Annotated in this window: 13 protein-coding genes and 1 pseudogene; 10 read left to right on the forward strand and 4 right to left on the reverse strand. The window is 41.4% G+C overall.

Going from position 1 to position 14,597, the window contains the following annotated elements; all coding sequences use genetic code 11:
- The first annotated feature begins 195 nt into the window (after positions 1-195).
- From AVJ20_RS11170 to AVJ20_RS11195, 6 genes are all read left to right on the forward strand, one after another.
- Positions 196-1,119 carry an acyltransferase gene (locus tag AVJ20_RS11170; protein ID WP_111885271.1) on the forward strand — a complete coding sequence of 308 codons (924 nt, stop codon included), beginning with the start codon at positions 196-198 and terminating at the stop codon, positions 1,117-1,119.
- Between the two features lie 15 nt (positions 1,120-1,134).
- Positions 1,135-2,199, forward strand: coding sequence for a preprotein translocase subunit SecA (locus AVJ20_RS11175; RefSeq protein WP_416240546.1), 1,065 nt, complete (start codon positions 1,135-1,137; stop codon positions 2,197-2,199).
- 125 nt (positions 2,200-2,324) lie between these two features.
- On the forward strand, positions 2,325-3,044 hold the full coding sequence (gene minC / locus AVJ20_RS11180) for a septum site-determining protein MinC (RefSeq protein WP_111885272.1): 720 nt from the start codon (positions 2,325-2,327) through the stop codon (positions 3,042-3,044).
- A 65-nt stretch (positions 3,045-3,109) separates the two neighbouring features.
- Positions 3,110-3,922 (forward strand): septum site-determining protein MinD, encoded by an 813-nt coding sequence (gene minD, locus AVJ20_RS11185; protein WP_067670152.1) that lies wholly within the window; start codon positions 3,110-3,112, stop codon positions 3,920-3,922.
- A gap of 2 nt (positions 3,923-3,924) precedes the next feature.
- Positions 3,925-4,197, forward strand: a complete 273-nt coding sequence (gene minE / locus AVJ20_RS11190) for a cell division topological specificity factor MinE (protein WP_078190039.1) — start codon at positions 3,925-3,927, stop codon at positions 4,195-4,197.
- A 286-nt stretch (positions 4,198-4,483) separates the two neighbouring features.
- A complete protein-coding gene (locus AVJ20_RS11195) occupies positions 4,484-4,771 on the forward strand; it encodes a PA4642 family protein (protein ID WP_067766167.1) in 288 nt (95 codons plus the stop codon).
- 82 nt (positions 4,772-4,853) lie between these two features.
- Here the strand turns inward: AVJ20_RS11195 and AVJ20_RS11200 are convergent, their stop codons facing one another.
- Positions 4,854-5,756, reverse strand: a complete 903-nt coding sequence (locus tag AVJ20_RS11200) for an AEC family transporter (protein ID WP_111885273.1) — start codon at positions 5,754-5,756, stop codon at positions 4,854-4,856.
- Positions 5,757-5,860: 104 nt separating this feature from the next.
- Between AVJ20_RS11200 and AVJ20_RS11205 the strand changes: the two genes are divergently transcribed.
- A complete protein-coding gene (locus AVJ20_RS11205; RefSeq protein WP_111885281.1) occupies positions 5,861-6,757 on the forward strand; it encodes a LysR family transcriptional regulator in 897 nt (298 codons plus the stop codon).
- A 42-nt stretch (positions 6,758-6,799) separates the two neighbouring features.
- On the opposite strand, the pseudogene AVJ20_RS11210 reads toward AVJ20_RS11205, so the two are convergent.
- A pseudogene (locus tag AVJ20_RS11210) lies at positions 6,800-9,912 on the reverse strand (DNA translocase FtsK).
- A gap of 250 nt (positions 9,913-10,162) precedes the next feature.
- On the opposite strand from AVJ20_RS11210, the gene trxB reads away from it, so the two are divergent.
- From trxB to AVJ20_RS11225, 3 genes are all read left to right on the forward strand, one after another.
- Positions 10,163-11,116: a thioredoxin-disulfide reductase gene (gene trxB / locus AVJ20_RS11215; protein ID WP_111885274.1), complete on the forward strand. Its 954-nt coding sequence runs from the start codon at positions 10,163-10,165 to the stop codon at positions 11,114-11,116.
- A 111-nt stretch (positions 11,117-11,227) separates the two neighbouring features.
- Positions 11,228-11,959 (forward strand): leucyl/phenylalanyl-tRNA--protein transferase, encoded by a 732-nt coding sequence (gene aat, locus AVJ20_RS11220; RefSeq protein ID WP_111885275.1) that lies wholly within the window; start codon positions 11,228-11,230, stop codon positions 11,957-11,959.
- A 21-nt stretch (positions 11,960-11,980) separates the two neighbouring features.
- Positions 11,981-12,796, forward strand: coding sequence for an arginyltransferase (locus AVJ20_RS11225; protein WP_111885276.1), 816 nt, complete (start codon positions 11,981-11,983; stop codon positions 12,794-12,796).
- Between the two features lie 85 nt (positions 12,797-12,881).
- Here AVJ20_RS11225 and rimI read toward each other — a convergent pair whose 3' ends face one another.
- Complete coding sequence (gene rimI / locus AVJ20_RS11230; protein ID WP_111885277.1) at positions 12,882-13,340, reverse strand: ribosomal protein S18-alanine N-acetyltransferase; 459 nt, start codon at positions 13,338-13,340, stop codon at positions 12,882-12,884.
- A 117-nt stretch (positions 13,341-13,457) separates the two neighbouring features.
- The gene (locus AVJ20_RS11235; RefSeq protein ID WP_078193116.1) at positions 13,458-14,339 is read right to left on the reverse strand and encodes a metal-dependent hydrolase; all 882 of its coding nucleotides are present in this window, start codon (positions 14,337-14,339) and stop codon (positions 13,458-13,460) included.
- Between the last annotated feature and the right edge of the window lie 258 nt (positions 14,340-14,597).

Here is a 14,597-nt window from a genome sequence, read left to right on the forward strand (position 1 = left end):
CAAATGGCTGAACCATTGATTTTTTGTTAATAATAAAACGTTAAGTTACAATTTGTAATATGAATACGAGATTTATTTGTTAATTCCATCACAATTTCTTCACAGTTCAGCAGATGCCCTTTTTTATTTAATCAACTCGAACTATATTTACTAGAATCAATCATTATTTGGACAATTTCCGCTAGGACTTTTTATATGTCATCTCAAACAAATAAGCAACCGACACTAAAAAAAATTAGCAAAGGACTTACCGTCGGTTCAGTTATGACAGGCAGTACTTTTTTCCATGGTCCTCCTGTACTAGCCCTTGGTCTAGCCAAACTCTTTAAAAAATCAAAAAAGGTTGATGAAACCAACATAAAAATTACCAACAGTTGGCTCACGGTCAATAACTGGTTAATTGATCACGTTTTACCCAACACAAAATGGGATATCACCATCGATGAAGGCCTCAACTTAAATTTGCATGGTCGCTATCTCATGACCTGTAATCATCAGAGTTGGGTCGATACGACAGTCAACCAATATTTTGGTTTAACTCGTATGCCACTGACGCGTTTCTTTACCAAATGGGAACTCATTTTCATTCCATTTGTTGGACAAGCTTTTAAAATTTTAGGCTTCCCAATGATGAAACGACATAGCAAAGAACAAATCGCGAAAAATCCTGAACTTAAATATCGAGATATGGAAGAAGCGCGTAAATCTTGTGAACAGTTATTGAGCCAGCCTTTTACCCTGCTGAACTATTTGGAAGGCACTCGCTTTACCCCTGAAAAACATGCGCAACAGCAATCACCGTATCAAAACCTTCTTAAGCCGAAAGCGGGTGGTTTAGCACTGGCACTCAATATTTTAGGGGATCAAGTTGATGCTCTCGTAGATATGACCATCGTCTATCCAAATGGTGCACCAGGTTATAGCGAATTTTGGCTCGGTGAAGTTCCGCGTATCGCCGTGGATTTACGTAAAATTGAAATTCCAACGTGGGTGCATGGCGGCAACTATGAAGATGATGCAGAATTCCGTGAAAAATTTCAGCATTGGGTAGATGAGCTGTGGACGGAGAAAGACCAACTCATTACTCGTATGAAAGCTAAATACTCAGTTACTGAATAATTAAGAAGAAGTTTTATGTCGCAGAACAGCATGCCGCAAAACAAGAAATCTAAATATCATCATGTCAATCCAAACAGTTGGTCATTCAAACTGTTTTTGATTTATGACATATTCATGGTGTTTATTATTGTTTTTAACTTGTTCTGCCTGTGCATGAACTTTTTCCTCATGAGCAATCTTGGCAGTTGGTTCTTTAACAGTATCTACCTGCCCGATGTGCTGAGTTTTTACCGTGAACATTTACATCCATGGGTGATTACTACCGAAGCGTGGTTCATTATCTTTTTGATTGTAGAATTGTTGGTGCGCTGGGCGATTGCCATCATCAACAAGCACCATCAGCGCTGGTTCTTCTTCCCGTTTATACATTGGTACGAAATTTTAGCTATTGTGCCGCATTTACGTTTCCTGCGTTTATTTCGTGCGGGCATTATTGCTTATCGACTGTATGAAATGGGCTATCAAATCGTGCCTTCTGCATGGCAGAAAAAGGCATTGTTCTACTATCGAGTCGTGATGGAAGAACTGTCAGATCGTGTGGTACTTACCGTGTTAGATGGTGTTAAGCATGAGCTCAATACCAGTACAACCCATAAAGACCTAATTAGTAATCTTGTGCAGCATCACCGTGAGATGTTCACCCAAGTTTTAGCTGAGATTTTGCAAGAAAATTTAAGCAAAGAGCTACGTACTGAACGTGAATTGATCGCCAAAAATGTCGGACAAATCGTCAGTCAGGCCATCGAAGACACTCCAGAACTCACGCAGCTATTGCGCTTAGTGCCAATCGTTGGCAGCCGCATTGAACAGCAGATTCAAAGTATCGGGCAACGTTTGGGTGAAAATATTACCCAAGGTTTAATTTCCCCATTGGCTTATCCCAATACATCGACGGCTCAAAAACCCAATCTATATTTAGACATTTCACAGCGTGTTAGCCGTATTGAAATCGAAAATAATGCCCAGCTCGATGAGTTGGTTCGCTCTGCGGTTTTTGAAAGTCTAGAGGCTATTCGTAAGCAAGTGAAAGTAAAACAGTGGCAGCAGATTATGCAGGAACAGGACCAAGCTACAGAATAAACACTCAGTCAAAAATAATTGCGAACTCCGCTAGAGTATTCATGCAAATTGTTCTAGGATTTGCTCTATTTACAACATAACTACTTCGGCACAAAAGTAATAGTTAGAAGTCTCAAGGATTCAATATGGCTGATATACGGATAAAAGGCAAAATGGTCAATGCGATTCGCATTCACCTCGATACCAATGATCATGATGCGATCCGCCAGCAACTTACTCCAATGTTCCAAAAGGCTTTTCCACCCGGAACATTAGCCGTGATTGAGAGTACGGTTGATCAAGAACTAATTGCACTGATTCAACTGCTTATTAGTATTGAAATCCAACCAATTGGTGTCACTGAAGGTCCACTATCTGACCAAGCGCGTGCTATCCAATTTCCAGTGGTTCCTGCGGATCGCAAACTACAACAAGTTAAACCGACACGCGAACAAGTGGTTGAAGAACCCGCACCTACAGAAGAAAAAACCGAAGATAAAATTGCTGCAGTCGAAGTACCGACTATTCGTCATGCCACGTCTTATCACAATGAAATCTTGCGTACAGGTCAATGTTTAGTCCAAGACCATGGCGATATCATTATTAATGCTGGTATTAATAGCGGTTCAGAAGTAATTGCTTCAGGAAATATACATATTTATGGTAGTGCTCGTGGTAGAGTCATTGCCGGAGCTGGTGGGAACACGGCTGCACGTATTTTCTGCCATTCATTAGAAGCTGAATTGGTTTCAATAGCAGGGACTTACTGTGTCGCTGATGATATTCCGCCTCATGTGGTCAAACAGCCAGTACATATTTATTTGAATGACCAGCAAGAGCTAGTATTTGAAGCTTTGCAATTTTAATGTATAAATAATCACCAAACCCCTAATTAAAAAAGGGGATTTAAACCATAACAGGAGTGGATTCGGTGGCGAAAATTGTTGTCGTAACATCAGGTAAAGGTGGCGTAGGTAAAACAACTACAAGCGCATCTTTTGCAACAGGTTTAGCCCTTCGCGGCCACAAAACTGTTGTAATCGACTTTGATGTGGGTTTACGTAACCTTGACTTGATCATGGGCTGTGAACGCCGCGTTGTATATGACTTTGTAAACGTATTGAATAACGAAGCTCGATTACAACAAGCGCTTATTCGCGATAAAGATATTGAAAATCTCTACATTTTGCCAGCATCTCAAACACGTGATAAAGACGCGTTAACAGATGAAGGTGTAGCACGTGTAATGGACGAACTTTCTCAAGAGTTCGATTACATTATTTGTGACTCACCTGCGGGTATCGAACGTGGTGCAATTTTAGCAATGTATCATGCTGATGAAGCGATCATTGTGACGAACCCAGAAATTTCTTCTGTACGTGACTCTGACCGTATTATTGGTATGCTTGACAGCAAAACCAAAAAAGTAGAACAAAACGAAGGTCGTATCCGTAAGCATCTCTGTATTACACGTTTCAATCCAGAACGTGCGGATAAACAAGAGATGTTGACGATTGATGACATTTCAAAAGATATTTTACGCGTACCGACTTTAGGTGTTATTCCTGAATGTAAAAGCGTTCTACAAGCATCGAACGAAGGTAAACCAGTGATTCTGTTTACAGAAGAAGCGGCTGGCCAAGCGTATGATGACCTTGTTGCGCGTTTCCTTGGTGAAGAGCGCCCTTACCGTCACATTACGGTAAAACCTAAGGGTTGGTTAGCACGTCTATTTGGAGCGTAATCATGGCAGGATTCTGGAGCAAACTTTTTAGCAGCGACGAGAAACCGTCAAGCGCACAAACGGCAAAAGACCGTTTAAAAGTCATCGTGGCATCTGAAAATGGTCTAGGTAAACGCCTTAGCCAAGACAAGATTGACATGATGAAAAAAGAAATCATGCAAGTAGTAAACCGCTATGTTCGTGGTGTAGATGAGCAACATATTCAAATGTCTGTTCGTTCTGAAGCGAATATTGAAATGCTTGAAATGAATATCAATTTGCCTGAAGAACGTTAATCTGAATTCTGATTAGCCAAGTAAATTGAATCAAGGCAAAATGTGAGGCTGGATCAGTAAAGCGCTGCTTTACCCAGCCGCAAGATGAGAAGCTTTGCTTCGAGTGGGCTGGATTAGTTTTATTCCTTTGTGAGATCAAAAGCTTTGCTTCGAGTAAACGGGATAAAAAAATAACTTTAGATCCAACCATAAAATGAGTCGCTTAACTTAGAGATGGCGAATAAAACCATTTTACTTGCGTACTCATTTTTGCCTTTTTGTATTTTAAACCAGCAAGGAGATTGCGATGGCATTATCTCAGCCAGCAACGTTCAACGAAGAATGGTCAGATGAGCGTGTATTTGCCTACCTTACTCAGCTTCCTCCTGAAGGAGTGAATGGCGACTTTCACGTGCTTTACCATGCTTTCAAACATATGCGTCCAAATGACTATGAGCGTCTTTTGACTCAATTCGTTGCCGATGGCCGTGATGTGAACGCAACTAATCCTGAAGGTCAGCGTATTCATGACGTGATTGCTCAATACCCACGTCAAAGCGCAGGTTTCCTCGAAGTATTGGCAAAATTTGCTTAATTTCGAGTACCGAAAAAAAAGCCCGCATGATGTGGGCTTTTTTTATTTTATTTAAAATCAGGGTGATAGTATTTCAGCATGATTAATGCACGATCAACATGAGCAATGGAAACATCAAGCCAAAACCAATGGTTTGTACACTAATAATGGCCGCCATCAGTTGTGAATTACCTTGATAATAGCGTGTCAAAATATAAGACGATGATGCAGTTGGCAAAGCAAAAAAGACCACTAAAATCATTCGCTCAAAATCAGTCAGACCCATCCAAGTACTCAATAGATAAGCAATACATGGCATTAACATGAGACGCCCTATCGTATTTAAACTTAAACAACGTAGATCGGCGCGCATTTGCTGAAACTGTAATGCTGCCCCAACAGAAAGTAGTCCGAGCGGTAAACTCATGGCTGCCAATATTTTTAATAATTCAGGTAAGCCATGAAACAGACTCAAGCCTGATAAATTAAACAATACCCCTGCCACACAGCCTAAAATTAAGGGATTTTTTGCGATGGACTGACAGGTATGCCTCAATTGCTTCACACTTAAATTTGAGAAGGCCAATACTGAAATAATATTGACTAAGGGCACTGCAACGGCAATTAACATGGCAAACATCTGCATGCCTGTGGAGCCAAATAAAGCGCCCATAAGGGATAAACCAATATAGGTATTAAAACGAATATGACTTTGGATATACACGCCAAAACGCTGCACGGGGATATGCATAAACTGCTTGATCCCCCACAACACAATGCTGATCAAACAGGTGCCCGCAACCAGTACTGTCAACATTCGTGAAACGGTGTTCATATCCAATTGCACGGCTGATACATTCAAAAAAAGCAGCACAGGAAATAAAACGTAGTAATTAAGTTTTTCTGAATTTGCCCAAAATTCATCCTGAACAAACTGTGTGTATTTAAGCACATAGCCCATCGCGATTAATGCAACGAGGGGAAACAATGCGACGACGATATTCATGCTGTACGCCTTGAAATAAAGTAGCTATTTCATCTTTAACCATTTATGTAGCACAATATAATCCTCATCTAGACTCATAACAAAATGAGTAATTACTCATGGCAATGACATTTTCTCAGCTTGAAATTTTTATTAAAGTCGCAGAACAACAAAGCTTTACTCTCGCTGCTCGACAGCTGGGAATTACTCAGTCAGCTGTCTCTCATGCCCTAAAGTGTTTAGAGCAACATTGGAATGTCAGCTTATTTAGCCGTGAACAAGGCGAAATTAGCCTGACCCACATTGGTCAGCAGTTATTGCTGCATGCCAAAGAAATCATCAATACGGCACAGATCATGCAACAAGAAGTGCATGCCGCACATGGTATTCAACAAGGAACGCTGAGAATTGGCTCTTTTGGTTCTTCTAGTTCGATTCATCTGCTTCCAGAGCTATTAAAGGCATATAGAGAGCGCTATCCACACATTGAAATCTATGTCGAAGAAGGTACTGATGCAGAAGTGTCTCGTTGGATTTCTGAACGTCAGATTGATGTTGGTTTTGCCGTACTCCCCAAGCCGCAGCTGTTCACCTTCCCCTTAATTCAAGACATTTTCATTGCCTTGATTCCAGATAGTTATTCAGTTTCCAAACACAGTCATTTAGATATCCAAGACCTGCAAAATTACCCCTTTATTATGACCCGTGCAGGCAGCCAGTCCCATGTCGAAAAACTGCTTAAACAACACTACATACAACCTAAAATTACCTATCAAATGTCGCAACTGTTAACCATTTTAAACATGGTGAATTTACAGGAAGGGATTGCTATTGTTGCAGATATGGCGATGCCTACTGAGCTGTTGGCGTTGCATCCACATGTGGTTAAACGTCCACTCTTTCCAAATACCCAACGGCAAATTGGACTCGCCGTAAAAAATCAAAAACTCATGAGCCCTGCCTGCAAAGCCTTTATCGAACTGGCTCAGTGCATGTTCTACCAAGATGAGTTCTCAATCTAAAAATAAAAAAAACCTGCCGAAGCAGGTTTTTTGTTTTAGAACTTAGACCAAGATATCTCGTTTACCATTTGGCCCCATACTACTTACGATACCATTTTCTTCCATCTGATCAATAATCCGTGCAGCACGGTATAACCGAGGCTAAATTTACGTTGCAACGAAGAAGTAGAAGCTTTACGAGTTTCCAGTACAAAGCTAACGCATTGGTCATACAAAGCATCTCGATCTGATCCGCCATCACCATCTTCAAAACCGCGAGATGTCGGCTCTTCATCATAAGGCGTGAGGATTTCATCGACATAATTCGGTTCACCGCGCTCACGCCATGCATCACAAATACGGTTCACTTCATCGTCTGAAATAAACGCGCCATGTACCCGTTCAGGTTCAATTTTCCCCGGTCCGAGGAATAACATATCACCATGGCCCAGTAAGTCTTCCGCACCACCAGCGTCTAAGATAGTACGTGAATCCAGTTTACTGTTCACACGTAGCGCAGCACGCGTTGGAATATTGGCTTTGATCAAACCTGTCACTACATCTACGGTTGGACGCTGCGTCGCCAACAGCAAATGAATCCCTGCTGCACGTGATTTTTGTGCAAGACGGGTAATCATTTCTTCAGCTTTTTTACCCACTTGCATGATCATGTCGGCAAATTCGTCGGCAACAATTACGATCAACGGCATAGGCTGTAAACGTGGCGCACGACTTTGGGTTGCAGAGTCATCTGGCTTCCAAGTTGGATCGATGAGATCTTCCCCGTTGGCCATTGCTTCTTCAATTTTGCGGTTAAAGTCAGTCAGCTTACGCACTTTCATCAAAGACATCAGCTTATAACGACGCTCCATTTCATTCACACACCAGTTCAATGCACTCACCGCATCTTTCATGTCGGTTACAACAGGCGTTAATAAATGTGGAATATCGTTATAGTTGGCAAGTTCCAACTGTTTCGGGTCAATCATGATGAGTCGCAGTTGCTCAGGTGTATATTTCAACAACATCGATAGCAACATGGCATTGACTGCGACTGACTTACCAGAACCTGTAGTACCTGCCACTAACATATGTGGTGCTTTCGCCAAGTCTGCCAAGACAGGATTACCGGAAATGTCTTTACCCATCGCCATACTAAGTAAGGCATTTGGATCACGGTATACCGGCGTTTCTAACAGCTCAATAAGTCGAACCATTTCACGTGAACTATTCGGAACTTCAATCCCGATATAGGGTTTACCTGGAATCACTTCCACCACACGTACAGAGGCCATAGACATTGAACGCGCCAAGTCACGTGAAATATTGGTCACTTTTGACGCTTTTACACCGGGTGCCAAGTCCAGTTCAAAACGTGTCACGACAGGGCCCGGCTGTGCCTCTACAACTTTAGCTTTGACATTAAACTCTTGCAGCTTAATTTCTAACAGTTCAGACAAACGAGACAATTGCTCTGCAGTGAAATTAACTTTCTTATTCGGATCTACAGGATCTAATATTTCCAATCCCGGCAAAGTCGGTAAATCCAAACGTTTTTGTGCCACTTGCATCGCACGAGACATTGGACGACCAGAGGCATCGGTTAAAGGCGCATCAAAGTCAAAATCATCTTCGAGATCTAAATCGATGTCTTCAGGTTTACCTGCCGTTTCTTGCCACACTTCACGGAATGCATCTTTATTCGAGCTGATTAAGGCTTTTTCATCATCAGATACAAAAGTCTGCGGCTGTGTATTGATTTCAGCACGAACCAAAGGCGTAGATTGCGCATAACTACTGGTTGTACGAACTGGCTGTACCTGTTCTATTGCTCGCTCTGCTTCTTCAACCAGCAAATCATCGAGATCATTAAATTCAGCTTCAGCACTGATATTTTTCGGTGTGGTGAGCGTTGTCGTTTTTGCAGCTGCCACACCTAATCCTACAACAGTTGCAGCAGTACCTGTTGCAAAATCATTTGAATGCGTTGCAGGACTTTCACTTTGTGCTGTATTAAATGGGCTATGCACATCAGTCGCTGTTTTACCATTTGGAACAGCGGCTAACAGCTCATCGAAGATCTCATCATCATCCCAATCCACTGATTTTTTAGCAGGTTGCACCGCTTCTGTCGGAGAAGTCGAATGTACATCCGCTGCTTTGTTGAAATATTCAGTTTGATTGGCAGGCTGCTCTTCTTCTGCAGCTTTCAGTAAAGCATCAATATCTTGTTTGTGCCGTTGGTCATCATTTGAATGCAAGGCACGCCAAACCTCTCCCGTCGCAACAACACGTTGTTGATCTTGCTCAAGCTGACGCACTTTCGCCAAAGTATGTTCAAAATCTTCATCGGATGGTGTAGCAGTCTCCGGCGAATTTACCTTAGATAAATGCTGTGCATTGCCTTCTTTGTCTGCCCATTCTTTATCAGCAATATCATCAAATAAACGCTCAGCAACACGATCACGTACTACAGGGTCAACCTCTACAGCATGATGCTCATGGGCGGGTGTGACTGGTGCAATCACTTTTGATACATTAGTAGCCACACTGCCTTTTTTAGTAGATGGTACGGTACGGTCAAAAGCAGTATCTCCTTCAGGGACATTGCGATAGAACAAATCTTGGAGATAAGCCGGTGTGGACTTCATGGTTGCCCATGTCTTATTCCACTTGATACCAAAGGCCAAAGTGAACAACATGATCCAAAATGCAATGAGAAATACTGCTGCACCATAGACCGTTAAAATTTGTTCAAGACTTTGACCCAGTTCATAACCAATAATCCCGCCCGATGCATTTTCTAAAGTATCTTCGGGAACATTCCAAAACAGGAAAAGTAAACTTGAAGTTGCCAGCAAAATAAAGAACTGAGCGGCATAGCGAAATGGACGGTTTAGAAAACTACGTGGCCACCAGACTTGAATTGCTTCGAGAAATAAATAGACAGGTATCAGCAAACTTGCCCAACCTAAAAATCCATAGAGTAAGTCAGCTATCCATGCGCCTGCGACGCCGCTAGCATTTGAAACTTGCTGAGTATCACTGGATAAATGCATCCATCCCGGATCAAATGGCGTATATGTGACTGTTGCAAGGAACAGATATATCCCAAATGAAACAAGGAATAATGTCATTATTAAGCGCTGTGCATATGCACCCGACACCGCTGTCATATACGTTCCTGTAACCAATTCTTCAATGTTTTTGTCATTACCCACAACAAAAATGGGCTGAATCTAAACCTGTTATTATGCACCTGTTCAATAAAAAAGATGCAAGATAATTTAAGTATAGTTGTTAACTTTATTGTATATAGCTCAAAACGATTTTGATGATCAATAATATCGACTTTAATCTCACACAATCGTTTCAAACTTTGACGTATAATTCCACAAATTATCATATAAAAAAAGGATTCTACGGATGAGCGCTCGTCACTCACGTCTAATTATTTTAGGTTCTGGTCCTGCAGGTTATAGCGCTGCGGTATACGCTGCCCGTGCGAACCTGAAACCGACACTCATCGCAGGTATTCAATTAGGCGGTCAATTGACTACAACGACAGAAGTAGACAACTGGCCAGGTGGTGCAGAAGGTTTAACAGGCCCAGCCCTAATGGAACAAATGCAAGCTCATGCTGAACGTTTTGGTACAGAAATTGTGTATGACCATATCAACGAAGTGGACCTCAATGTTCGTCCGTTCGTGCTTAAAGGCGATATGGAAGAGTTTACTTGTGATGCATTGATTATTTGTACAGGTGCAACTGCACAATATTTAGGTCTTGAATCAGAAGCTGCTTTCATGGGTCAAGGCGTGAGTGCATGTGCAACATGTGACGGGTTCTTCTACAAAAACCAAAAAGTTATGGTTGTCGGCGGCGGTAATACTGCTGTGGAAGAAGCGCTTTATCTTTCAAACATTGCTTCTCATGTCACTCTTGTACACCGTCGCGACACTTTACGATCAGAGAAAATTCTGCAAGATCATCTTTTTGCAAAAGAAAAAGAAGGTAAAATCAGCATCATCTGGAATCACCAAGTGGATGAAGTGATTGGTGATACGACGGGTGTGACTTCTGTACGTATTAAATCTACGCAAGATGATTCAACTCAAAATGTTGATGTCACTGGTATGTTTGTGGCTATTGGTCACAAACCAAACAGCGGTATTTTTGAAGGCCAATTAAACTTACGTGACGGCTACATCCAAGTTCAAAGTGGCACAGCGGGTAACGCAACACAAACGTCTATTCCCGGTGTATTTGCTGCGGGTGATATTGCCGATAGTATCTACCGTCAAGCGATTACTTCTGCAGGTTCAGGCTGTATGGCTGCACTCGATGCTGAAAAATACCTTGATGCACTCGGCGAATAATCTTTTGCTTCAGTCATTTGCTTAGCTAAATAGTTTTAAAAAATTAGCCGACCTGATGGTCGGCTTTTTTATGTATGATAAATATCCGTGTACCTCAATAAGAAGCTTGGCATGCCGATACTCCCTCCTTCTGAATTTACTTTCCCCGATCCAGTTGAATGCGATCCTGATGGTGAAGGCTTAATTTGCATCGGTGCTGACCTCTCCCCTTCCACACTGTTTGAAGCCTATAGTCACGGTCTTTTCCCATGGTTCAGTGAAGGTGATCCAATTTGTTGGTGGTGTCCTGAACCCCGCTGCATTATTCGACCGCAGAACTATCATCCGAGCAAATCGTTATTACGCAGCATGAAAAAAATGGACTATAAGATCACCATTAATCATGCGTTTGAAACTGTAATTCGCTCATGTTCTTTGCCGCGTAGTTATGCCAATGAAACATGGATTTCAGAAGATATTATTCAGGGATATTCTGCGCTGTTTGACGCAGGCTATGCTTATAGCATTGAAGTTTGGGAAAACGAGATCGTTGTCGGTGGCCTCTATGGTGTCAATATTGGACATGGCTGCTTTGGCGAGTCTATGTTTAGTACACGAACAGATGTCTCTAAAATGGCGTTTTACACCTTAATGCTCATCGGGCAAGAGAATCAGTTGCCATGGATTGATTGCCAATTGGTCAACGATCACCTCTTAAGCTTAGGTGCGAGTACACTTTCTCGCCAACAATACCTTAATTCGTTACAAGATGTTGTTAAACAACCCTCTATCGATTGGAAAAAGTATCAGGACAGTGTATTTTCAAGTAAAACAATAGCGCAATGGGCAAGTCTCAGCGCATGACAATAAAAGAGGGATATTACGATGAATTCCTATCAACCGAAGTCCCTGTTGAACGAATTACAGTACTACATCACGCCTCCGCATGATTGTAGCTACTTAGAAAATAAATCTGCCCGGATGGTCTTTCTTGATCCTGTCCATCGTATTGATGTGGTCACGTTATCTGAACTTTCCCGCATGGGTTTTCGTCGTAGTGGGGATTTTGTCTACCGCCCTGAATGTCATCTTTGTCGTCAATGTCTATCCTCTCGCGTTCCTGTTCATGAATTTCAAATGAACAGCGTGCAAAAAAAAGCGTGGAAACGGAATCAAGATTTAACGGTGAAAATTTGCCGTCCTCAAGATGCCGATGCAATGCATTATGCCTTGTATGAACGCTACATCAATGAACGACATGCTGATGGTGATATGTACCCACCTAGCCAAGATCAATTTGAAAAATTTTTAATTAATAGCTGCACTGACAGCTTCTTTTTAGAGCTATGGTTGGATGAGCAACTGATCAGTGTATCTACCTGTGATCCACTTGATGATGGTATTTCAGCGGTATATACCTTTTTTGATCCTGATGAAAGCCGTCGCTCCCTAGGGACTTTTGCCATTCTGAAACAAATCGAGCATGCACAAAAGCTTGGACTGCAATATGTCTACTTGGGCTATTGGGTACCCGATTCGCAAAAAATGAATTATAAATCTCAGTACATTCCACTAGAACTTCTACTTGATGGACAATGGCGTCGACTCAACCGACCACTGACCCAAGAAGAAATTAGTCAACTGGGGGATTCCCTGATGACCACCTTACCTTCCGGCTGGAACAATCCTATTATTAAATAAAAGAGATCAAACAATAGATATTCAATAAAAAAGCATTCGTTTATTCACGAATGCTTTCTTTAAATTTGATCACTCTTCACCGCTTTTATTTAAATAAAGCTGCAAAATCATCACCACAAGTCTTCACCATAATAATGGCGTGCTCACGAGTTCCATCGGCATTTGGATAATAATTCTTTCGCAAATCGATTTGATGAAAATCCGCTTTTTCATATAAACGGATCGCTGGTTGATTACCTTCTCGCACTTCTAAGAAGATTTGAATGGGGTTATTTTTGAGTAAGGCAATAGATTCATCGAGTAATTGAAAACCTAATCCTTTGCCTTGCTGGCTCGGATCGATCGCCATTAACAATAAATTTGCTTCATCTAAAACGGGTTGTAAAATGCAAAAACCTACAACTTTTCCTTGTCGCTCAATCACCGTACTTTGATAGGCAGCAATCGATTCTTGAAATTGTTTTATGGTCCAAGGATGGCTTTGTACGCGGCGCTCGATATCGTAAACCTGCTGGACATCAGCGTCTTGCATCAAACGAATCATCTTCGTTTATCTTTCTATAGCTAGGGTATGCGCATTATAAAAAGTTTGTCTATAAAGTTGAATAAATAAAAGAGCGATTTACATCGCCCTTCTGAAAAAGTCACCACAGCGCTGTGATTAGAGACCCAAATATGCTTTCCACGTTTTTAACAAACCAGAAGTATCTAAATCATTCGGGTGAAAACCTGGTTTAAAATACATCAGCATTTCTTTACCCATACCAGTGATGATGCCTTTTGAAGGGCTATAACCATAGGTATAAATATCTTTTAATGCTTCAAAATTAAGCTTGTTATCTTCTTTTAATAAACGAGCAACAAAGTAGCTTTGTACGAAGAATAATGTCACCATTGCGCCAATCAATGAACCTGTACGGAGTGCGTAGGCCTTTATTCCCTGACCAAAGACACCTTCAAATACATCATAAGCTACGGCTTTATGCTCATTTTCTTCAATCGCATGCCATAACCACATATTTTTCATGGTTTCATCAGTCATTAAGGCTTGAATATGTGGGTTTACCAATAACTGTGAAGCAATCGTTGCAGTGAAATGCTCAAGTGCCGTAGTTGCAGTAAGATCCACCATTTCTTGAGTAATACCAACAGGTTTACCAATACGTGCAAAGACTTTGCGCACACCTTGGATAACACGACCCGTTGCCTTATCAAGTGTTTCGACATCATGACCATATTTTTGTGCAGAAGCATTAAAACCCTCATGCTCTTGCGTATGCATTGCTTCTTGACCAATGAAAGCACTAATTTCTTTTTGTAGGGCTTCATTATTTGCGATCGCGGGGTGTTTACGTACTGCACGCACACTATCAATAAAGAACATTTCACCCGCGGGAAATAAAGCAGACAATGCTGTCATAAAATGTGTCAAACCTGCTGAGCCATTCATCCAGTACTCTGGTACCGCATCAAAATCAAAATTCATGCGACGTACAGGGAAACTTGCACCTGCTCGATTAGTAATCTTTACTTTAGCGTTCATGCCTAACTCCTTTTTGAGTTATGAAATACTCAAACTTTTATTGGTTTTCTTGGGTTCATATTACGGTTTTATTGACACGTAATTATTTCAGTTAAGGACAGTGAATTATCACTAAAGGACAGCTTTAAAAAATATTGTCAGACAATTTCCCTATCACATTGAATAAGCATAAAAAAAGCGCCTCAAAGAGGCGCTTTTTTACACACATTTAGTGATTATGCAGTTACTTTAGAAACTACACCCGCACCAACTGTACGA

Origin of the sequence: Acinetobacter sp. CFCC 11171 (assembly GCF_003268405.1) — a bacterium.
GTDB classification, from domain to species: Bacteria; Pseudomonadota; Gammaproteobacteria; order Pseudomonadales; family Moraxellaceae; genus Acinetobacter; species Acinetobacter amyesii.